General features: G+C 62.3%; 17 protein-coding genes. 8 read left to right on the top strand and 9 right to left on the bottom strand.

Annotation, left to right across the window (positions count from 1 at the left end):
• Positions 1–52 precede the first annotated feature (52 nt).
• Entirely contained in the window at positions 53–1,054 is a 1,002-nt protein-coding gene (lipA, locus tag OK351_RS02820) for a lipoyl synthase (protein WP_265155837.1), read from the bottom strand.
• 33 nt (positions 1,055–1,087) lie between these two features.
• Complete coding sequence (gene lipB / locus OK351_RS02825; RefSeq protein WP_265155838.1) at positions 1,088–1,753, bottom strand: lipoyl(octanoyl) transferase LipB; 666 nt, start codon at positions 1,751–1,753, stop codon at positions 1,088–1,090.
• Positions 1,754–1,858: 105 nt separating this feature from the next.
• Here lipB and OK351_RS02830 point away from each other — a divergent pair, with 105 nt between their 5' ends.
• Positions 1,859–3,460 (top strand): serine/threonine-protein kinase, encoded by a 1,602-nt coding sequence (locus OK351_RS02830; RefSeq protein WP_265155839.1) that lies wholly within the window; start codon positions 1,859–1,861, stop codon positions 3,458–3,460.
• Here the strand turns inward: OK351_RS02830 and OK351_RS02835 are convergent.
• From OK351_RS02835 to OK351_RS02850, 4 genes are all read right to left on the bottom strand, one after another.
• Positions 3,444–3,803 (bottom strand): hypothetical protein, encoded by a 360-nt coding sequence (locus OK351_RS02835; RefSeq protein WP_265155840.1) that lies wholly within the window; start codon positions 3,801–3,803, stop codon positions 3,444–3,446. The genes OK351_RS02830 and OK351_RS02835 overlap by 17 nt on opposite strands.
• A gap of 106 nt (positions 3,804–3,909) precedes the next feature.
• Positions 3,910–5,592, bottom strand: a complete 1,683-nt coding sequence (gene sucB, locus OK351_RS02840; protein WP_265155841.1) for a 2-oxoglutarate dehydrogenase, E2 component, dihydrolipoamide succinyltransferase — start codon at positions 5,590–5,592, stop codon at positions 3,910–3,912.
• A gap of 167 nt (positions 5,593–5,759) precedes the next feature.
• Positions 5,760–7,139, bottom strand: a complete 1,380-nt coding sequence (gene lpdA, locus OK351_RS02845; protein WP_265155842.1) for a dihydrolipoyl dehydrogenase — start codon at positions 7,137–7,139, stop codon at positions 5,760–5,762.
• Positions 7,140–7,399: 260 nt separating this feature from the next.
• A complete protein-coding gene (locus OK351_RS02850; protein WP_265155843.1) occupies positions 7,400–8,911 on the bottom strand; it encodes a leucyl aminopeptidase in 1,512 nt (503 codons plus the stop codon).
• A 228-nt stretch (positions 8,912–9,139) separates the two neighbouring features.
• Between OK351_RS02850 and OK351_RS02855 the strand changes: the two genes are divergently transcribed.
• From OK351_RS02855 to OK351_RS02870, 4 genes are all read left to right on the top strand, one after another.
• Positions 9,140–10,120, top strand: a complete 981-nt coding sequence (locus tag OK351_RS02855) for a proteasome assembly chaperone family protein (protein ID WP_265155844.1) — start codon at positions 9,140–9,142, stop codon at positions 10,118–10,120.
• An 11-nt stretch (positions 10,121–10,131) separates the two neighbouring features.
• Positions 10,132–11,388, top strand: a complete 1,257-nt coding sequence (locus OK351_RS02860; RefSeq protein ID WP_265155845.1) for an MFS transporter — start codon at positions 10,132–10,134, stop codon at positions 11,386–11,388.
• A gap of 63 nt (positions 11,389–11,451) precedes the next feature.
• Complete coding sequence (locus OK351_RS02865) at positions 11,452–12,558, top strand: DUF4192 domain-containing protein (RefSeq protein WP_265155846.1); 1,107 nt, start codon at positions 11,452–11,454, stop codon at positions 12,556–12,558.
• Positions 12,559–12,806: 248 nt separating this feature from the next.
• Positions 12,807–14,027, top strand: coding sequence for an RNA polymerase sigma factor (locus tag OK351_RS02870; RefSeq protein WP_265155847.1), 1,221 nt, complete (start codon positions 12,807–12,809; stop codon positions 14,025–14,027).
• 167 nt (positions 14,028–14,194) lie between these two features.
• Here the strand turns inward: OK351_RS02870 and OK351_RS02875 are convergent, their stop codons facing one another.
• A complete protein-coding gene (locus tag OK351_RS02875; RefSeq protein ID WP_265155848.1) occupies positions 14,195–14,419 on the bottom strand; it encodes a DUF7455 domain-containing protein in 225 nt (74 codons plus the stop codon).
• Positions 14,420–14,641: 222 nt separating this feature from the next.
• Between OK351_RS02875 and OK351_RS02880 the strand changes: the two genes are divergently transcribed.
• Positions 14,642–16,750, top strand: coding sequence for a DNA gyrase/topoisomerase IV subunit B (locus tag OK351_RS02880; protein WP_265155849.1), 2,109 nt, complete (start codon positions 14,642–14,644; stop codon positions 16,748–16,750).
• A gap of 71 nt (positions 16,751–16,821) precedes the next feature.
• Here the strand turns inward: OK351_RS02880 and OK351_RS02885 are convergent, their stop codons facing one another.
• Positions 16,822–17,787 (bottom strand): M56 family metallopeptidase, encoded by a 966-nt coding sequence (locus OK351_RS02885; RefSeq protein ID WP_265155850.1) that lies wholly within the window; start codon positions 17,785–17,787, stop codon positions 16,822–16,824.
• A 24-nt stretch (positions 17,788–17,811) separates the two neighbouring features.
• Positions 17,812–18,183 carry a BlaI/MecI/CopY family transcriptional regulator gene (locus tag OK351_RS02890; RefSeq protein ID WP_265155851.1) on the bottom strand — a complete coding sequence of 124 codons (372 nt, stop codon included), beginning with the start codon at positions 18,181–18,183 and terminating at the stop codon, positions 17,812–17,814.
• 455 nt (positions 18,184–18,638) lie between these two features.
• On the opposite strand from OK351_RS02890, the gene OK351_RS02895 reads away from it, so the two are divergent.
• Both OK351_RS02895 and cydB read left to right on the top strand, forming a co-directional pair.
• Positions 18,639–20,228 (top strand): cytochrome ubiquinol oxidase subunit I, encoded by a 1,590-nt coding sequence (locus OK351_RS02895; protein WP_265155853.1) that lies wholly within the window; start codon positions 18,639–18,641, stop codon positions 20,226–20,228.
• A gap of 21 nt (positions 20,229–20,249) precedes the next feature.
• Positions 20,250–21,275: a cytochrome d ubiquinol oxidase subunit II gene (gene cydB / locus OK351_RS02900; RefSeq protein ID WP_265155854.1), complete on the top strand. Its 1,026-nt coding sequence runs from the start codon at positions 20,250–20,252 to the stop codon at positions 21,273–21,275.
• The last annotated feature ends 19 nt before the right edge of the window (positions 21,276–21,294 follow it).

The raw sequence follows: 21,294 nt of genomic DNA on the forward strand, positions 1-21,294 counted from the left end.
CGGCCGGAGAAGGCAGAACGTACTGTCGGCACGGTGAGTCCGCTTATGGGGGCTAATTCGAAATCAGCGACGCCGCTTCCTGACGGGTGTTGCCCGAGGACTCGATGTGGGCCAAGGCCTCGGGAATTTCGCGACCCTTCTTGCGCATCGCGCCCGCCCAGAGGCGACCTGCACGGTAGGATGAGCGAACCAGCGGCCCGGACATGACACCGAGGAAGCCAAGTTCTTCGGCCTCCTGCTGGAGGTCCAGGAACTCCTGCGGCTTCACCCAACGATCCACCGGCAGGTGGCGTTCGGTCGGACGCAGGTACTGTGTGATGGTCAACAGGTCGCAACCGGCCTCGTGCAGATCGCGCATTGCCTCCGAGATCTCCTCACGGGTTTCGCCCATACCCAGGATCAAATTGGACTTGGTGATCAGCCCACGCTTGCGGCCGTGCGAAATGACATCCATCGAGCGTTCGTAGCGGAAAGCCGGGCGGATGCGCTTGAAGATACGCGGTACGGTCTCCACATTGTGGGCGTAGACCTCGGGTGCGGAGTCGCAGATCTCGTCCAGGTTTTCCGGTTTCCCGGAGAAGTCGGGAATCAGCAGTTCCACACCGGTGTTTTCATTGAACTGGTGAATACGGCGCACGGTCTCTGCATACAACCACACGCCTTCGTCTTCCAGGTCATCACGAGCCACACCAGTGACGGTGGCATAGCGAAGATCCATCTTCTTCACGCTCATGGCGACCTTGAACGGCTCGGACCGATCCAGCGCAGAGGGCTTTCCGGTGTCGATCTGGCAGAAGTCACAGCGACGAGTACATTCGGAGCCGCCGATCAGGAAGGAGGCCTCGCGGTCTTCCCAGCATTCGAAGATGTTCGGGCAGCCAGCCTCTTCACAGACCGTATGCAATCCCTCGGATTTGACCAGATTCTTCAGCCCCACGTATTCAGGGCCGATGTTCAACTTGGCCTTGATCCATTCGGGCTTGCGTTCAACCGGAACCTTGGAATTTCGCTGCTCGACTCGCAGCATGCGGCGGCCTTCAGGTGCGACACTCATGAAGATTGTTACTTTCTGGGAGAAGGGAAGGGATTAGGAGGTGGGCAGGGCCGTGGCCACTTGCGGGGCCAGGAGCCGCTCAAGCTCCTGCTGGACACGGTCAGCCACGTCAATGGGGTTGACTGTCCGTCCCAATTCCTGGGAAATGCTGGTAACGCCGGCATCGGTGATGCCACAGGCAATGATCTGCTCATAGGGTTCCAATGTATTGGAACAGTTCAGGGCGAAACCATGCATTGTCACGCCATGGTTGATGCGGATGCCGATAGCCGCGATCTTGCGGTCCTGTGCTCCGTTAGAACCCGGGACCCACACACCTGAGCGCCCCTTGATCTGGCTGGTTTTGATTCCCAGCTCGTCCAGAACGTTCATCAATGCCTCTTCGAGGGTTTCCACGTACAAGCGGATGGCATTGATCTTGGCCAACTTCACGATCGGGTAACCGATCAACTGGCCGGGACCGTGCCAGGTTAGCTGTCCGCCACGGTCGACTTCAACCACGGGGGTGCCGTCCTGCGGCAATTGCTGGTCTTCTGTGCGCCGTCCAGCGGTATACACCGCCTCGTGCTCCAGAAACAGGATCTTAGGGCCTTGTTCGTCGGCTGCCACTGCGTCGTGGAGGCGTTTTTGGTAATCCCAGGCTTCCAGGTAAGGAACAAAGGATTCGCCAAGACCGACTCGTTCGAATTCGATCGTCATGGCTTTCAGCGTACGCCTAATCAACTTTACCTTCGAGTTATTACCGTCATGGATGTGTTGTGGATAACTTAAACGGGAATCGGTTTGACGTACTACAAATGAGGCATGGAACAAGACACAGACCCGTTCGCCTGGCCGCAGTGCGAGGGATACCTGACGGTGCGGGCACTGGACGAGCAAGAAAACTGCAAAGTCTGGCTGGTCCAGCGCGAATCCGATCAGCAGTACCGCGTGATCAAGCTAATCGGCAACCATGAAGCGGTTGCCTCGATGCAGCAGATTGCGCGGGTCGAGGGGGCAGAGCACCTGATCGATTTCCACGGGGTGCTAGACACCGATGCGGGGCCGGCGCTCTTGGCCGAATACTGTCCGGGTGGGAGCCTGGGGCAGATGGTCCGAGCCCGTGGCCCGTTGCCGTTGGGGGAGGTGATCACCGCGTTGGCGCCAATCGCCCAATCGGTAGAGGCCTTGCATCGGCAGGGGATTCGTCATGGGGATATCTCGCCGAACAATATCCTGCTCACTGCCGAGGGTATGCCCAAACTCGCCGATTTCCAGGAAACCAGGTTGCTCATCGACAATGTGAATCCCGGCGGCACCCCGGGCTTCCTCGCCCCGGAGGTGTCCGTTGGCGGCTACGTTGACGGTAGCGGAGCGGCCGATGTCTATGCCCTGGGTGCATGCCTGTGGTATCTGCTCAGCGGCCAGGTACCCGAACCTCCGGAACTGCGTTCTCCGGTGAACCTGGTGGTGCCCACGGCGCCGGAGCAAATCCTGGATCTGCTGGTTGAGAGCCTGGATTCGGTCCCGGAACAACGTCCGAGTGCCGAACAGTTCGCCCGGGCGCTTTTCGCATCCGGCCAGGCCGAAGCGCTGAATTGGACCTCGTCGGTTCCCGGATTCGCCACCCACTTGATGGCCACCATCCATCCGCTGGCACAGCGTGGCAGGCTGCGCGGCTCCCGGAAGCAGAACCGGACCCGCAAAGCGCCAATGGCGGCCGGTGGCAGGGATGCCGCTGAGGCCACCGAAACGCGAACCGCGAGATTGAAGAGGACTCCCGGTAGCCGCAAGCTGCTGGTGGCCGCCACCGCCGGACTGGTGCTCATGACAGGAACGGGGCTGGGTGTGCGCCACATGGTGCACTCCGATCCGGCGATGCCGGGTACGGATGTGCCGCAGACCGGGGTGATGGAACCGGTGCGAAGTTGCACCATGCAGTCCGATGCACAACTGCCGCCGTGCGCCCAGGACCAGGCAATGCTGCTGACCGAACTGGTGCGGCTGACCCGGGCCAGGGATCTGGCCTTGACCTCAGCCGATGCCGACGCCCTGGCGAAACTTTACACCGAGAAATCGGAGCAGCTGGCGTTGGATCTGGCATTGCTGGACAAGCTGGAGGATCTGGGCCTCACCATCCAGGGGTTGCAGACAAGCCTGGAACAGTTGGAGGTGACCGCACGCGGCTATCCGGATGTCGTGGTGATTTCCGGGGAGAGTTTCCACGGCCACTACAGTTACCACTTTCGGGGAGAAGTGCAAGCAGCGCATCAGGCCAAGGCCGGGGCGGGGGAGCGGGTCCGCTTCGAACTGCAGTACGGGCAGCAGGGCTGGCAAATCTCCAGGGTGCTGCAGCGGGAAAACGAAAGTGGGACCGTCGCGAACGACGATCCCACCAGGTCCGGAGAAACTAGTTCCAGAGGGTAGCGACCAGGATATTGACGAAGGCCAGCCCGCCGGTGGCATGTGCGATACCGGTGGAAACTTCTTCACCGGCCTTGACCTTCTTGCGGCCGATAAAGGCGGCAACCACGATGGCGATGCTGACGAGTAGCTTCACCGCGATCTTCATGTGGTTCAGCGAATCTCCCGGGTCCTTGGTCATTTCGAACAGGCCGACCAGCGCCAGGCCGGTGAATAGCTGGACCAGGGCTCCGACCCACTGCCAGATGTTGACGGTTGGGGTCTTGAAGTTTGCCAGCCAGCCTCCGAAGATGGCGGCGGCACCGAGAATATGGAACATCACCAGGATGCTAAGCAGGAAAGTCATGACTCCAGATTAGTGGACTTCGACGAAATGTAGAAACAGCCGAAGCCCGCCCCCGGGCGCCGATGCGCACGGGGACGGGCTTTGACCCGATCGACTTAGCTAGACCTTAGAGACCAAGCTCACCTTCGAAGGCGCCGCCTTCGAGCCGGGCCTTGACGGTCTGCAGGAAACGACCTGCATCCGCGCCGTCAACCAGACGGTGATCGTAGGTCAGGCACAGGTACATCATGTGGCGGATCGCGATCGAATCGTTGCCTTCCGGATCCGTGATGACCATCGGACGCTTGACGATCGCGCCGGTGCCAAGGATGGCCACCTGCGGCTGGTTGATGATCGGGGTGTCGAACAAGGCGCCGACCGATCCGATATTGGTGATCGAGAAGGTGCCGCCGGACAGCTCATCCGGTCCGATCTTGTTGTTGCGGGTGCGGGCCGCGACATCGGCAATCTTTCCGGCGAGCCCGGCCAGGTTCAGGTCCCCGGCGTTGGACACCACGGGAACCAACAGGCCCTTGTCGGTATCCACCGCGAACGCCAGATGTTCGGCGTTGTGGTAGGTGATCTCCTGCTTGTCCTCGTCGTACTCGGCGTTCAACGTCGGGTGCGACTTCAGCGCCTCGGCCACGGCCTTGGCGATGAACGGCAGGTAGGTCAGGTTCACCCCGTTGGTGGCCTTGAATCCGGCCTTGGCCTTGGCACGCAGGTTGACGATCCGGGTCATGTCGATTTCGTGGACCTGCGTCAGCTGGGTGGATACATCCAGCGACTCGCGCATGCGGCGAGCGATTACCTGGCGGATTCGAGGGGCCTTGACGGTGGTGCCGCGCAGCGAGGAGACCTCGACTGCCGGGGCCGTCTTGGCAGCGGGTGCCGCGGCAGCAGCAGGAGCGGCCGGGGCCGACTGCTTCTTGGCCTCGATGGCATCCAGTACGTCCTGCTTGCGGATACGTCCACCCACACCGGTACCCGAGACGGTGCTCAGGTCGATGTCGTTCTGGTTGGCCAAGCGGCGTACCAGCGGGGTGACATAGCCGGCCTCGGCCGACGCGGAGTCGGATGCCGGGGCCTCCTGCTTGGCCGCAGGTGCCGCCGGTGCTGCATCCTGTGCCGCTGCCACTGGTGCGGCAGGAGCTTCTTCCTTGGCCGGCGCCTCCTGCTTGGCAGGAGTAGCCGGGGTTTCTTCCTTGGCCGGTGCGGTAGCACCGGAACCGATGACGGCCAGGACGGCGCCTACTTCGGCTTCCTCATCCTCATTGACACGGATTTCCAGCAGCTTGCCGGCAACCGGGGAAGGAACCTCGGTGTCGACCTTGTCGGTGGAAACCTCCAGCAGCGGCTCGTCAACGGCGACGTCATCGCCGACTTCCTTCAACCAGCGGGTGACGGTGCCTTCGGTGACCGATTCGCCCAACGCAGGAAGGGTGACCTCGGTGCCCGAGGCTTCGCCCGTAGCTGCGGCCGGAGCGGCCGGCGCCTCTTCGGCGGGTGCAGCCGGTGCTTCTTCCGGTTCGGCGGCCTGGGCAGGTTCAGCGGCAGGAGCCTCGGAGCCCGAGCCGTCGCCGATGCGCACCAGCGGGGCGCCGACCTCGGCCTCTTCGTCCTCGGCCACCAGGATCTCCTCGATCACACCGGCGACCGGGGACGGAACCTCGGTGTCGACCTTGTCGGTGGACACTTCCACCAACGGCTCGTCGACCTCAACGCGGTCTCCGACCTGCTTGAGCCAGCGGGTGACCGTGCCTTCGGTAACACTCTCACCCAACGCGGGCAGGTTTACGGTTTCAGACATCTTCCCGTATCTCCTCTAAATTTCATGCGGTATGGATGGTCCGATTGCGTCCCGCCTCAAACCGAGGCGGGACCGGATCCAAAATTCTGTACGGAGGCGCTACCCCCGAGCCTAGCCGAGGAAGCAGCGTACCGTTGACGGGCACGCTGCTTGCGGCTCACGGGGAATCAGCCGTGCAGTGGCTTTCCGGCCAGGGCCATGGCGGCCTCGCCCAGGGATTCGTTCTGGGTCGGGTGGGCGTGGACCAGCTGGGCCACGTCCTCCGGGTAGGCTTCCCAGTTCACGATCAATTGGGCCTCGCCGATCTGCTCGCCAATGCGGCCACCCACGCCGTGGACTCCCACGATGGGGCCGTTCTTGACGCGGACCATCTTGATGATGCCGCCGGTACCTAGGATCGAGGACTTGCCGTTGCCGGCCAGGTTGTACTCGGAGACCTCCACCTGGTCATCACCGAACTTCTCCTTGGCCTTCGGCTCGGTGTAACCCACCGAGGCGATCTCCGGCTCGCAGAAGGTGACCTTGGGGATGTTGATGTCCTCGACGATGGTCGGGTTCTGGCCTGCGATTTCCTCGGCCACGAAAATGCCGTGCTGGTAACCGCGGTGGGCCAGCTGCAGTCCCGGTACGATGTCGCCCACGGCGTAGATGTTGCCTACGCCGGTGTGCAGGCGATCGTTGGTGATCACGAAGCCGCGATCGATGGTGATGCCCTGTTCCTCGAATCCGAAACCCTCGGTGACCGGGCCACGACCCACGGCGACCAGGACGATATCGGCTTCCAGGACCTTGCCATTGGCCAGCGAGACCTTCACGCCATTGTCATCCTGTTCGACTTTCTCGAAGAAGACGCCGGTGTTGAACTTGATGCCACGCTTCTTGAAGGAACGCTCCAGCACCTTGATGATGGCCGGATCCTCGTTCGGAACCAGCGACGGCAGACCCTCCACGATGGTGACATCCACGCCGAAGGACTTCCAGACCGAGGCGAATTCGACGCCGATGACTCCGCCGCCGAGCACGATGGCGCTCTTGGGCAGGGAATCCATGTTCAGGGCCTCGGTGCTGGTCAGCACGCGGCCGCCGATCTCCAGGCCGAAGGTCTTGGAGGTGGAGCCGGTGGCCAGGACGATGTTCTTGCCCTTGTAACGGGTGCCGTTGACCTCGATGGTGTCCTGCGAAACCAGACGGCCTTCGCCTTCGATGACGTTGATTTTCTTCATCTTCAGCAGGCCGGTCAGGCCCTTGTGCTTGCCGGCGACGATGCCGTCCTTGTAACTGCGAACCGCAGCCAGGTCGATGGAGTCCAAGGTGGTGTTGATGCCGTACTTGGCCCCTTCGCGGGCGTTCTCGGCCAGTTCAGCCGAGTGCAGGTAGGCCTTGGTGGGAATGCAGCCGGTGTGCAGGCAGGTGCCGCCGACCTTTTCCTTCTCAATCAGGCCAACGGTGAAGCCCAGCTGGATGGAGCGCAGGGCTACCGAGTATCCAGCGGAACCGCCGCCGAGGATGAGGACATCGAATTCTTGCGTTGCTGCCGAATCGGCCACGTGAACGCTCCCTCGTAATAGCTAATCTGGTCGGCTTCTGGCCAACCGGGGATCGGGTGGGACAAACTGCCGCTTTCTTCCCTGTAAGGGGCGCAGCACAGTATGCCGTGATGTTTCAAAACTTACCTTAGTCCCGCAGGCGGTTCACAGTCACCTCGAAGCGGGTAAAAGTCGCTTTTAGTTCATTTTTGCACGAAACCTAGTGCGGCAGGCGGTGACGCCTCCCGCACCAGGGTGTCGTTTTTCACTCGGTCCAGGGCCTAACTGGCGGCGAATTGCTCGGCAAATCCGATCAGCGTGCGGACCTGTGATCCAGTGCCGTTCTTCGGGGTGTAGCCCCAGGCCGAGCCCTCGTTGAAGGCCGGGCCGGCAAAGTCGATATGAGCCCAGGGGATCCGCTGGCCTTCGACCTCGCCGACGAACTCCTGCAGGAATACCGCAGCGGTCATCATGCCACCCATGCGTTCGCCGATATTGGCCAGGTCCGCGACCTGCGAATCGATGGAGGGGCGCAGTTCCTCGGGAAGTGGCATACCCCAGGCCTGCTCGCCAACCCGTTGCGAGACAGCCACCAGCTCGTCGCGCAGCGTATCCTCGCCCATGATCCCGGCGGTCCGCAGGCCCAAGGCGAGCATCTGGGCGCCGGTCAGCGTGGCGATATCGATGATCGCATCGGGTTTCTCCTCGCTGGCCGCGACCAGGCCGTCGGCCATTACCAGGCGGCCCTCGGCATCGGTGTTCAGCACCTCGACGGTCTTGCCGCCGTACATGCTCAACACATCACCAGGACGGGTGGCACGCGAGCCTGGCATGTTCTCGGCCAGGCATAGCCAGGCGGTGACTTTCAGGTCAAGGCCCAGTTCCGCCACTGCGGCAATGGTCTGGAACATCGCTGCGGCCCCGGACATGTCCGACTTCATGGCGTGCATGCCCGCGGCGGGCTTGATCGAGATGCCGCCGGTATCGAAGGTGATGCCCTTGCCCACCAGGGCCAGGTGCTTGGCGGCCTTGGACGGGGCGTATTCGATCTTGACCAGGCGCGGGGCTCGATCGGATCCGCCACCCACGCCCAAAAGCCCGCCGAACCCGTCCTTGGCAAGCTTCTTCTCGTCGTACACACTGACCTTCAACGGCAGGGACTTGGCGTAGTCGCGCACGGTGCTGGCGAAGGATTCGGGGTACAGCTCGTTGGCGGGGGTGTTGATCAGGTCGCGGGTGGCGCGGACCGCGCGGCCGATAACCGCTGCGCGCTTCAGTGCGGCTGGCAGCTGCTTGTCGGCGGACACCGGGGTGACCACGATTGCGTCGCCGAGTACCGGCTTCTCGTTCTTCTTCGAACGGAAGTTCTCGAAACGGTAGTTGCCCAGGGCAATGCCCTCGGCGATTGCGGCCGCGTGCTCCACGGTGCCGGCAGGCAGGGCGAACAAGGCGGACTTCACCCCGGTGAGCTGGCGTGCGGCCGAACCCGCGGCACGGCGTAGTGTTTCGGAATCGAGGTCAGCCGGGCTGTCGACGCCCAGCCCGATGAAGCCGATGACCTTGGCCTTGGAATCCTGGACCCCGGGCAAACGGGTCAATTCGTCGGCCTTGGCCGCCACTCCCAGGTCGTTCAGGGCCTGCTCGAGCTGCGCGGTGCTCGCGGCCGGCAGCACGGAGTCGGCGATATGGATCTTGTCCTCGCTCTTGTAGATGCCCAACACCAGGGCATCGGCGTTCTTGCGTTTGATGTCTGTTCCGATTGCGGTCAGCTTGAGATCGCTGGAGTTGATCACGAAATCATTCCTTCTAAGCCTTTGTAGGGTCTGAGGATCGCGTGGCGGGTTGGCCGGTGTGATCCGTTCTCACACCTTCCCCACGTACTTCCACTACTAGATGGTAGCCGAGTCAAACGGTGGCGTGCCCCAGTTCACAGTCGGAATGCTCAGGTGGGGGGATAGAATGGGACGCTGAAGTGTGCCTTGGGTGCGAAGAACCGGGCTCCAAGACCAAAGTGGGGTGCAATGTCCAGTCAACCGTTGATGAAGTTCATGGTCGATGACCTCGACGACCCGCGTCTGCAGGGGCTCGGGATGTACATTTCACTCAAGGGTGCCGGCGATGCCGGGCAGGCGCACCTGCAGATCCACAATGAGCTGTTCGCTGAATTGCGTGGCGAGCTGATGGTCAGTTTCACCGCGGACAAGTTGGTGTGTTATTCCGCGCAGCGCCCCCGGGTGACCTATCTTGGTGACCATTTCGCCGCCTACCAGCAGCCGGTGATCGAGCTCTATCTGATGACCGACGGGATGGACCGCGAGTTCTGGTACCTGACCGGGGTCGAACCCGATCTGCTGTGGGAGGAGTTCTGCGCCCAGCTGCTGGGCCTGGTTGACGCGTTCAACATCGGTCCGGTGGCTTCGACCAGTTCGTTGCCGATGCCGGTGCCGCATACCCGGCCGGTGGGAGTGACCGCACACGGAAACCGCAAGGACCTGATCGAGGGAATCTCCACCTGGGCGCCCAGTGCCGAGCTGCCTGCCGCCTTCACCGACCTGCTCGAAATCCGCTTAGCCGACGCCGGCCGCCACGTGGTCGGCTACTCGCTGCATACCCCGCACTACCTGGCGGAGGCGGAGTATCCGCCGGTCGCCGTGGCCGGGCTGGAATACGTCGGGGCGGCACTGAACCTGGCCTTGCCCACCGAACGCCTGCGCGAAGCGGGGCGGGCCATCGAGAGCCAACTGGCCGAACAGATCGATTCCAGCAGCGAAGTTCGCCAGATGGTGGCCGGTTTCGAAAAACGCTTTGATGCGCACGCCCAGGAGCACTCCACCCGGTCGCTGCTGCTGGACAGCGACCAGCAGGTACCCGATGCGGAGGAAATCGGGGCGAGCGCCGAGACCTTCCTGGCAAACCTTGGCGATGTGGGCCAGTGGTTTCCCGACCCGGTGATTGAAGAGCCGGAGGGGTCAAGCCATGATCCCGGTGATCCACGACCTTGAGTTATGGAGCTTTGAATTCCAGGAAATCCTGGCTGGTCTATACCGTCGCCCTGTTGGCCTATATTTCGGCCGTCGCCCAGCGCACCAGCTTCGGTGTCGCCGGTCTGGAGGCCACCGAACGGTTTAGCGCCAGTGCCTCGATCTTGGCCACGTTCTCCGTGGTGCAGCTGGTGGTTTATTCGGCAGGACAAATTCCCGTTGGGCTGATCCTGGATCGGGTCGGACCGCGTGTCATGATTACCAGCGGGGCGATCCTGATGACGGTCGGCCAGGGGTTCCTGGCCTTTGCCGGCAATGTGCCCCAAGGGCTGGCCGGACGTGTGCTGGTTGGTGCAGGAGATGCGATGGTGTTCGTGTCGGTGCTTCGCTTGCTTCCCATGTGGTTCAGCGGTGCGCGCCTGCCGATGCTGACCCAGGTCACCGGTACCGTGGGGCAACTCGGTCAGCTGATCAGCCTCTTCCCGTTCCATGCGATGTTGGTCAAGGTCGGCTGGACCCCGGCGTTCGCGATGCTCTCGGTCCTGGCCTTTTGCACGCTGCTGCTGGTCACCGCCTTTGTGCGCAACGGGTATCCCGGACCCAGCATCCCCGCCAATGAGCGATTGGGAACCGGTCAGATGCTGGCGACCGCTTGGCGCCAAGCGGGCACGCGACTGGGATTCTTCACCCACTTCACCACCGCATTCATGGTCAACGTGTTCCTGCTGACCTGGGGTTTCCCGTTCCTGGTGGAAGGGCAGGGGATCTCCGGAGCGGTGGCATCCAGCCTGATGTCGATCTTCGTTGTCGTGGCCATCATCCTCGGCCCGGTGCTCGGCGCGCTCACCGCCCGGTACCCGCAGCGCCGTTCCCAGTTTGCCCTGGGGATCATCGCGTTCATTACCGCCATGTGGGCCATCGTGCTGCTCTGGCCCGGTCCGGCTCCGCTATGGTTGCTGATCCTCCTGATGATCGCGATCGCCGCCGGCGGCCCGGCTTCGGCGATATCCTTCGATTTCGCCCGAACCTTCAACCCACCGAGCCTGATGGGCACGGCGACCGGACTGGTGAATGTGGGCGGATTCCTCGGCGGTTTCGTGTGCATGTACCTGATCGGCCTGGTCCTGGACCTGCTGCACAAGTGGAACGGGGGAAACGGGCAGCTCTACAACCTCGGTTCATTCAAGATCGCACTGAGTGTCCAGTTGGTCTTCGTGGCATTGGGGGTGACCGGCATGCTCGTTTCACGTCGCAAGGCACGGCGCCAGCAGCAGGATCCCGGAAACTAGCGGCTTTCCACAATCGGTGGATGCAGCTGAGAACGACGCTGGTGCACCGGTCATGCTCGGGGCATGACAACTACACCGAACCGCCAGCCGCTCTCCTTGGAGCGAGCCGAAGATATCCTGGCCTATATCCCGCACGCGCTGGGATTCCATCCTGAACGTTCCGTGGTGCTCCTGCTGATGGTCGAACGGAAACTCGAAGCCACGCTGCGTGTGGACCTGCCCAAGGACGAGGAACCGGGGGAGGAGCAACGTTGGGTCGTGCAGGTGTGCGAAATGCTGGGCCGACTGCCGGGACTCACCTCCGTTCTGTGTGCCATCTTCCCCGATCACGGCAGTGCCCGAGGTGGGCAGTTGCCGTGGAACTCGCTGCTGCAGTATCTGGCCCCTGCCCTGGAGGAGCAAGGCACCCCCTTGTGCCAGGCGTGGTGCCAAGGCGATGGACAGGTGTGGGACTACCTGTCCACAGCGCAAGACCATGGGTGCTTCGACCTGTCCCACCCGGAGTTGAACCCGACGTCGTTGCGGATGGTGCTGGCTGGTTCAGCCCCGCTGAGCCAGCCGTGGGATGGGCAAGGTGTTCCGGAGTGGTCAAACGCCGCGCAAGTGCGCAGCTTACTGGAGGCAATGGGCGGGGATTGCCTGGACAGCCTCGACATGTGGGCTGCGGTGCTGGGCGCGGATCCATACAGTGCGGAGCAGCTGATGCGCAAGGATCCGACGGTTCCGGCCAGGCTGATCCGGGGGCTGGATCTGCGGATGGTGCGCGACATCCTGCCCTATATGGCCGGGGTAGGAACCACGGCCGCCGTGGAAGCGGTAGCTTGTCTGGGCAAGGGGAAAAAGGACGGGGCGGTTGCTGGCTTGTCGGAATTCCTGCTGGGGCGCGGTCCGCATAGTCCACGGTGGGATCGCATTGACCACCTCTGGTACATTTGCCGTGATTTACTGGGAGTCGCCCAGGGGTCACGCCGCGCGGCACTGTTGTGCCTGATGGCGTGGGTTGAGTGGGCCAAGGGGCGAGGCAGCATGTCGATGGCCTTGTTACGCAGCGCGCTCGCGGTGGAGCCCGACTACCGGTTGGCTCAACTGCTCGAGCAGTTGCTGCTTCGCGGGATCATGCCGCAGTGGGCGACCGACCCGAGTCGTGCCTGGCGGGCGAAGTTCGACTGATCGGCGCGCGCCACGGCACTCAAGTGGTGTCGAGGGGTCAATTCGTGGATAATGGGACAACAGACCCGGTTAGGTCCGATTGCTCTTGACACTCCCAGCTACGGCGGGAACAAAAGACGGTGCAGCGACGTTGAAACTATTCGACTCCTGCCTTGGCGTGAATCTCGATTCTCCGCCTTCGGACTTGACAGGGTCATAGTGGTGTTACCGGTAGGTGCATCTGGGACGCATCGTGAGAAAGGTTATTCGTGTCATCAACTGAGACGAACGCTAAGCGCAAAGCTGCCAACGCAACCGCGGCCGAAGAGGCCGGCGCCGAGGCTGTGGCAGAGGAACCTGTCGCGAAGAAACGCGCAACCAGGGCCAAGGCTCCAGCCAAGAAGGCCGCAACGGCCAAGGAAACGGACGACGTCGTCGAGGGCGAGGACCAGGTGGCCGGTCCGGGCGGAAACCCGGAGGAAGCCGAAGTCGAAACCGGACCCGAGGAGGAATCCAAGGGCTTTGTCCTGACCTCATCGGATGACGATGCGCCTCAGCAGCAGGTCATGGTGGCCGGTGCTACCGCGGATCCCGTGAAGGACTACCTCAAGCAAATCGGCAAGGTTGCCCTGCTGAATGCCGAACAGGAAGTCGACCTGGCCCTGCGTATCGAGGCCGGCCTGTTCGCGCAGGACAAGCTGAATAATGACGACGGTTCCATGGAACAGCGTCTGAAGTGGGATTACGAACAGATCATCCACGACGGGAAGATCGCCAAGAACCACCTGCTGGAAGCGAACCTGCGTCTGGTGGTCTCGCTGGCCAAGCGCTATACCGGACGTGGCATGTTGTTCCTGGACCTGATCCAGGAAGGCAACCTGGGTCTGATCCGCGCGGTGGAGAAGTTCGACTACACCAAGGGCTTCAAGTTCTCGACCTACGCCACGTGGTGGATCCGCCAGGCGATCACCCGCGCCATGGCCGATCAGGCCCGTACCATCCGTATTCCGGTACATATGGTCGAAGTCATCAACAAGTTGGCACGTGTACAGCGCCAGATGCTCCAGGATCTGGGTCGTGAACCCACCCCGGAAGAGCTGGCCAAGGAACTGGACATGACCCCGGAGAAGGTCGTTGAAGTCCAGAAGTACGGTCGTGAGCCGATTTCGCTGCACACCCCGTTGGGTGAGGATGGTGATTCCGAGTTCGGTGACCTTATCGAGGACTCCGAAGCGGTGGTTCCGGCCGACGCGGTCTCATTCACCTTGCTGCAGGAGCAGCTGCACTCGGTGCTGGATACACTCTCCGAGCGTGAAGCAGGTGTCGTGGCCATGCGCTTCGGCCTGACCGATGGCCAGCCTAAGACACTGGATGAAATCGGCAAGGTGTACGGGGTAACCCGTGAACGCATCCGCCAGATCGAATCCAAGACCATGTCGAAACTGCGTCATCCGTCACGCTCCCAGGTACTGCGCGACTACCTGGACTAGCCGGACTGAAGACCGGGGCGGTGGAAGGTTCCCTTCCACCGCCCCGGTAGTTTAACCCCAGTGTCGTTGGACCGTGCCGTGGGGTAGGGGGCCTGGCCTTTAAAGGACTGTGGGCCCCACCAGAGGTAGGACCCACAGCTGATCCGGCTGGGAATTCTCAGCTCAGACTAGTCGTTGATATCGACTTTGGGCTTCTCGTAGAGCCGTGAGGACTCATCCTGCCATTCCGAGGTCAGCGGGCGGAGTTTGGGCTCTACCGACCGCGCATGGTGTGCGCAGAAAAGCAGTTCTCCGCTGGTGGAAGCCAGCACGGCCCGGACATAGGCTTGTGCACCGCAGCGGTCGCACCGGTCCAGGGCGTTGAGTTCACGACTTGCCGTTGTAGTAGTCATTGCCGGCCTCCTTAAATCTAGGTGTATTCAATACAACCAGTTCTTGCTCGGAGTTTATGCCTGAACGGTCTGGCTTTCGCTCACCGCGTAGCCGATGTGGATAACCTCATATCGCTGTCGCTACACGGAACGAAACCGTGATCCTGGCCGGGTTCGAACACAATGACGACTAGAATGATGGTAGTCCCGTACCGTCCGGCATGAGTAGGAGTTAGCAACCACGTGGCCAAAGCCGACAATTACAACGCCCGTCACCTTTCGGTACTCGAGGGGTTGGAAGCCGTACGCAAACGTCCCGGCATGTACATCGGGTCCACGGATTCCCGCGGACTCATGCACTGCTTGTGGGAGATCATCGACAACTCCGTTGACGAGGCCCTGGGTGGTTTCGGTCAATCGATCGAAGTGATCCTGCATAACGATGGCTCGGTGGAGGTTCGTGATGATGGCCGCGGTGTCCCGGTGGACATCGAACCGAAGACCGGCTTGAGCGGCATCGAGGTGGTCTTCACCAAGCTGCACGCCGGTGGAAAGTTCGGTGGAGGCTCCTACAACGCTTCAGGCGGGCTGCACGGGGTAGGCGCCTCGGTGGTTAACGCCCTGTCCTCCCGGCTTGATGTCGAAGTGGACCGCGGTGGGAAGACCTACAGGATGCAATTCCGTCGAGGGGAACCCGGGCGTTTCACCGACCGCGGCAAGCCGCGGGCCGATGCCAACTTCGAGCCCTTTGACAAGGCCACCGAACCCGAGATCATCGGAAAGGCCAAGCGCGGGGTCACAGGAACCCGTATCCGGTACTGGGCCGACGAGAACATCTTCACCCCCGATGCACGATTTTCCTATGAGGAACTGCAAAACCGTGCCCGGCAAACGTCGTTCCTGGTTCCGGGTTTGCGCATTTCCCTGCGAGACGAACGGGCACTTCCCGGTTCCCTGGGGGAGGACGGCCCCTATTCAGAGGTTTTCCACCATGACGGGGGTATCAGCGAATTCGCGGAATTCCTCGCCTCCGATTCGGCGGTCACCGATGTCTGGCGTATCCAAGGTAGCGGGTCCTTCCACGAGAAGGTACCGGTGTTCGACTCCACCGGACGCAGCCATATCGAGGATGTCCAGCGTGTGTGCGAAGTCGACGTGGCCCTGCGTTGGGGGATCGGCTACGACACCACCTTCCGCAGCTTCGTCAACATCATCGCCACGCCCAAGGGCGGAACCCACCAAACCGGTTTCGAACAGGCGCTGATCAAGTCCTTCCGCAAGGCCGTGGATGCCAACGCACGTAAACTCAAATTCGGTGCCAAGGACAAGATCGAGAAGGACGACATCCTCGCGGGCATGACCGCGGTGCTCACGGTCCGATTGGCTGAACCCCAGTTCGAGGGACAGACCAAGGAGATCCTGGGAACCTCGCAGGTGCGCCAGATCGTCGCCAAGGTGGTCGAGAACGCGCTGAACGAGCGGCTGTCCTCGTCCAAGAGGGTGGAAAAGCAGGAGGCGGCGACCCTGCTGGAGAAAGTCGTCAACGAGATGAAGTCCCGCGTCTCTGCGCGCATGCACAAGGAGACGCAGCGCCGCAAGACGGCCCTGGAATCCTCGTCGTTGCCAACCAAACTGTTAGATTGCCGCACCAAGGAGACGGAACGTTCCGAACTGTTCATCGTCGAGGGCGATAGCGCGCTGGGTACGGCCCGGTTGGCCCGATCCAGCGACTTCCAGGCGCTGCTACCGATCCGCGGCAAGATCCTCAACGTGCAGAAGGCGTCGATCGCGGACATGCTGTCCAATGCCGAATGCGCGTCGATGATCCAGGTGATCGGTGCCGGGTCGGGGCGTACCTTCGATATCGGCCAAGCGCGCTATGGCAAGGTGATCCTGATGACCGATGCCGACGTCGACGGTGCGCATATCCGCACACTGCTGCTGACCCTGTTCTACCGGTACATGCGTCCGATGATTGAGCAGGGCCGGGTGTATGCGGCCGTCCCGCCATTGCACCGGATCGAAGTGATCAATTCCGGTTCCAAGGCCAACGAGCTGGTGTACACGTATTCCGAGGCGGAACTGACGCGGCTGCTGGACAAGCTCGAAGCCGAAGGCAAACGCTACAAGGAACCGATCCAGCGCTACAAGGGCCTGGGTGAGATGGACGCGGACCAGTTGGCTGAAACGACCATGGATCCGCGCCATCGGATGCTGCGCCGGGTGGGCATCGAACATGCCCAGGCGGCCGAGGAGATCTTCGACCTGCTCATGGGGTCGGATGTGGCCCCACGCAAGGAGTTCATCATTTCCGGTGCCGAAAGCCTGGAGCGCGAACGCATCGACGTGTAACCGTTCCCGATGTCTCCGGCCTGCACCCGAAAGCACGGGGTGCAGGCCGGAGGCGTCTGCCGGCGCTTTGCTCAGCCCAGCAGGCGCGGGGTGACCAGCAACACTGTGGGAATGACCAGCAACAGGGTGGTGCTCAGGTAGACCAGCGAGCGTTGGGCAGTCGAGAGCGGATTGGGATTGGCCAGTAGGCGTTGCAGCCGCGAGGAGGACAATTCCCCGGTCGGCACGGCCTCCAGATCGGCCGTGGCGCTGCGTGCCGCCGGCTGGTCCGGCCCCTGACCCGGGGCAATGGCGGAGGCGACGGTGACGATCGCCCGCAGCAGGACCGGGCGTTCGACTTCATCCAGGGCCTGGTCATCAGCCAGCATCTCGATCAGCTGCCGGACGGCGTCCAGGGCCAGCCGGGAGGTGGGCAACCACGGCAAGGCCTCGTGCCAGGCAGTGAAAGCCAGGATCAACAGGTCATGCCGTTGCTCCAGGTGGGAGTGTTCATGGGCCAGTACCGCATGCTGTTCCTCCTCGGAGAGCTGGTCCAGCAGACCGCGGGAGAGTACGGTCACCGACCGGGTCAACCCGGGTACACAGTAGGCGACAGGGGTGTCGTGGTCCAGTACCAGGGTATTGGGGCTGAGCGAGGAGGGATTGCTGAGCAGCATGAGAAGTTCCCGATGCTTCTTGCGTTGACGTGACGTACGCCAAGTGGCACGAATGAGCGTGAGCACCAGGTGGAATCCGAAGAGGAAGGCGGCACTCAACGCAAAGAGGTGCACCACACCCGGGGAGGTGACCGTGGGATCCCCGAGGAGCAGCAACCAGCCCTGGTGCAGGGCGGTCAACAGGTCATCGCCCAGCGGGTCCAGCCCCCACACCAGCATGGCACCTACCATGGACAAGCCACCGGCCAGCGCGATGCCTTGCCAGAGGACGACGGCGGCGACCGGCGAGCGGGCGGGCCAGCTGGCTTTGGACAAGGCCAGCGGCGTTGGCCACGCCAGTGCGATAGCCAACGCCGCGAGAAAGTATGAGGTGAGAAGCACTCGGCCCTCTAAATCCGGGAGATACTAAGCGGTTTTCGGTGCATCCAAGATAGCACGAAGGGTCGCTGCTTCGTCGGCTGAAATGCCGCCGATGAAACGGGCGAGTACCGCTTCGCGGTCCTGCGCTGTTCCCAGGGCCTCGTTCAGAAGGTTCACGGTGTGATCCTCGCGGGTCGAGGAGGCGTTGTATCGGTGTGGGCGGGTGCTGCGTTCACGCACCACCAGTCCCTTCTTTTCCAGGCGCGCAAGCACGGTCAGCACCGTGGTGACCGCGAGATCCTTCGCGGTTTCTCCGGGTGCTGCCAACTCATCACGCAGGTCATTGGCGGTCAGGGGTTCTGCGGAGTCCCACAGAAGTTCCATGACTGAGCGTTCCAGGTCGCCAAGGCTAGCCACTGGGCAGTACCTCACTTGCTTGTAGTACTCATATCGCCTTTCGTCGGAATTAACGAAAGACGTGTTGTGCATTCCATCTTATAGCGAATGCGGAAATTATTCTACATCACGTAAAAATCACAGCTGATCTGGAGGTTGTTACAAAAATCACAATCTCGCCTGTCGGTGGATCGCGAGCCGCCCCGGCGCCGGGGGATTCGGCGGCATTCCGGGTCCCTGCCGGTCGCCGCCGGCTGCCACGACAGGCCGACGCGGCCTCGAAATCCGCGGCGCCGAAGCGGGTGTGCGACTGCCGCGCCCCCGGCCTGTCGGGTGCGGCCACCGGGCGGGCCATCCCGGAAGGGCGGAGGGATGGGGTCGGTGATGGATTTCTACAAGCTGTCGAAATTGGTTATTGTGTACCCAGATGTCATTTCTACATGAAGTAGAAATCAGTATGTGACCTTGAGGTAGCGATGGATGCGTTAGAGATCGCGCGGTGGCAATTCGGTATCACCACCGTGTACCACTTCTTGATGGTGCCCCTGACCATTGGTCTTGGGCTGGTTGTCGCGGTGCTGCAGACCGTATGGCTGCGTACCGGCAACGAGCAATGGCTGCGCATGACCAAGTTCTGGGGCAAGCTGTTCCTGATCAACTTCATCATGGGCGTGGCCACCGGCATCGTCCAGGAATTCCAGTTCGGCATGGCGTGGAGCGAATACAGCCGGTTCGTGGGCGATGTCTTCGGCGCGCCGCTGGCCATGGAAGCCCTGCTGGCCTTCTTCGTGGAATCCACGTTCCTCGGATTATGGATCTTCGGCTGGAAGAAACTCCCGCCGAAATTGCACCTGGCCACCATTTGGGCTGCCGCCCTGGCCAGCATCCTGTCGGCCTACTTCATCCTGGTAGCCAACTCGTGGATGCAGCATCCGGTGGGCACTGAAATCGTCGATGGTCGGGCGGTCATGACCGACGCCTGGGCGGTGTTCACGAACAACACCGCGCTGGTGACCTTCCCGCACACGATCTTCGGGGCCTTCGCCGTGGCCGGCGGGTTCCTGCTGGGGATCTCCTGGTTCCACCTCTACCGTCGCCGGTCGGAGGGAATCGATTCGGTGGACGTGAACGGACGGGTCATCGTCGGCGAAGGTACGGGCAAGGGCCGTACCCGGGACAGGACCGATTACAAGGTCTGGATTTCCTCCTTGCGGATCGGGGCCGTGATCGCGGTGGTCTCCTTCGCAGGGGTCGCGTTCTCGGGGCACGAGCAGGCCAAACTGATGTTCGAGCAGCAGCCCATGAAGATGGCCGCCGCCGAGGCGGCCTGCCATGACGGCACCGGGTTCTCGGTGTTGACACTGGGGGACATCCGCGGTGACGGGGCCACCAGCTGTGACGATGTCGTGGCCGTTTTCGAACTGCCCGGATTGCTCTCCTACCTCGCCAACGGCGACTTCGAGACCCCGGTCCGCGGGGTCAACACGCTGATACCCGAGTACCAGGAACGGTATGGCACCCACTATCCCGACGAGGAGTACCTGGGCCAGTATGCCGGACAGGAAATCAACTACCTGCCGGTGATGGAAGTGACCTACTGGGGATTCCGCTTGATGATCACCCTGGGCGGATTGAGCGCAGTGGCTGCGGCGGTCGCCCTGTGGCTGACCCGCAAGGGTACCGTCCCGCAGAGCAAATGGATTTCCCGCTTGGCGGTGCTGGGCATCGCGGCCCCCTTTGGCGCCAACGCCTTCGGATGGATCTTCACCGAGATGGGTCGACAACCCTTCGTGGTGGCACCCAACCCCCAGATGGGCGGGGTCGACCAGGTCTTCATGTACACCGCGGCCGCGGTCTCGCCGACCGTTAGCGCCGGGGAGATGCTGTTCTCCACGATCCTGCTGACAGTGATCTACGGGGTACTGCTGGTGGTTGAACTGGTGCTGCTCACCCGCTACATCCGTGGCGGGGTCGGATCGGCGATGCCCGAACTGCACCAGGAAAAGGACGACTCCGCCAATGATCCGGATCAACACGATGGCGACGTGCTCGCCTTCGCCTACTAGCGGTACGGAACGGAGATAAACATGGAATGGCTACCAACCCTGTGGTTCGTGCTGATCGCCATACTGTGGCTCGGCTACCTCTTCCTGGAGGGATTCGACCTCGGCGTGGGCATGCTGATGGGCACCATGGCCCGCAACGACCGGGAACGCCGGGTCATGCTCAATACCATCGGCCCGGTCTGGGACGGCAATGAGGTGTGGCTGCTGACGGCCGGCGGGGCCACCTTCGCCGCCTTTCCGCACTGGTACGCTTCGCTGTTCTCGGGACTTTACATCCCGTTGGCCCTGGTTCTGGCGGCCCTGATCTTCCGTGCGGTATCGATCGAATACCGCGGCAAGGCACGCGGCACCACCAGCCTGCGGCTCTGGAACCTGGCGATGAGCCTGGGCTCCTTCGTGGCAGCCTTCGGCGTGGGTGCGATGCTGGCCCTGACCACACTGGGCTTGCCGCTGAACGCCAACGGCGACCGCGTCGGCGGGGCGTTCGCGTGGTTCGGCTGGGAGGCGGTACTTGGCGGTCTGGCCGTTGTGGGCTACTGCCTGATCCAGGCGCTGGCATTCCTCCGGTTGAAGACCGACGGGGCGATGCGCGTGCGCTCCGGGGTGCTGCTGGTGCGCTGGATGCCGCTGGGGCTGCTGCCGCTGGTGCTCTGGGCACTGGTGGTGGCCTACCGCAACGACTCGGTCATCGCCTGGGGGTTGCTGACACTGGCCGCGATCGGGCTGGTGATCGCCTGGGGTACGGCCAAGAGGGGCCGCGAAGGGCATTCGTTCACCTGGCTGGGCGTGGCCCTGGTCCTGGGTGTTGCCACGATCTTCACCGCGGTCTTCCCGGTGGTGCTGCCCTCGACCCTTGACCCGGCGTTCAACCTGACGGTGTACAACGCCTCCAGCAGCGCGTACACGCTCAAGCTGATGAGCATCGTCGCCGCCTTCGGACTCCCGCTGGTGCTGGCCTACCAGGCCTGGAGCTATTGGGTATTCCGCAAGCGCATCCACGAAAACCACATCCCCGAGGTGCATCAGGTCACCGCGGTGGTGAAATAGCCAACCCCCGTAACGCGAA

This window comes from Glutamicibacter sp. MNS18, assembly GCF_026107515.2.
Classification (GTDB): Bacteria; Actinomycetota; Actinomycetes; order Actinomycetales; family Micrococcaceae; genus Glutamicibacter.

Excerpts from the sequence above, each read along its gene's own strand:
- lipB (WP_265155838.1), bottom strand. The coding sequence starts at position 1,753 with ATGACGATCGAATTCGAACGAGTCGGTCTTGGCGAATCCTTTGTTCCT.
- cydB (WP_265155854.1), top strand. The coding sequence starts at position 20,250 with ATGGAATGGCTACCAACCCTGTGGTTCGTGCTGATCGCCATACTGTGG.
- OK351_RS02895 (WP_265155853.1), top strand. The coding sequence starts at position 18,639 with ATGGATGCGTTAGAGATCGCGCGGTGGCAATTCGGTATCACCACCGTG.
- OK351_RS02830 (WP_265155839.1), top strand. The coding sequence starts at position 1,859 with ATGGAACAAGACACAGACCCGTTCGCCTGGCCGCAGTGCGAGGGATAC.
- OK351_RS02865 (WP_265155846.1), top strand. The coding sequence starts at position 11,452 with ATGACAACTACACCGAACCGCCAGCCGCTCTCCTTGGAGCGAGCCGAA.
- OK351_RS02835 (WP_265155840.1), bottom strand. The coding sequence starts at position 3,803 with ATGACTTTCCTGCTTAGCATCCTGGTGATGTTCCATATTCTCGGTGCC.
- OK351_RS02855 (WP_265155844.1), top strand. The coding sequence starts at position 9,140 with ATGTCCAGTCAACCGTTGATGAAGTTCATGGTCGATGACCTCGACGAC.
- lipA (WP_265155837.1), bottom strand. The coding sequence starts at position 1,054 with ATGAGTGTCGCACCTGAAGGCCGCCGCATGCTGCGAGTCGAGCAGCGA.
- sucB (WP_265155841.1), bottom strand. The coding sequence starts at position 5,592 with ATGTCTGAAACCGTAAACCTGCCCGCGTTGGGTGAGAGTGTTACCGAA.
- OK351_RS02875 (WP_265155848.1), bottom strand. The coding sequence starts at position 14,419 with ATGACTACTACAACGGCAAGTCGTGAACTCAACGCCCTGGACCGGTGC.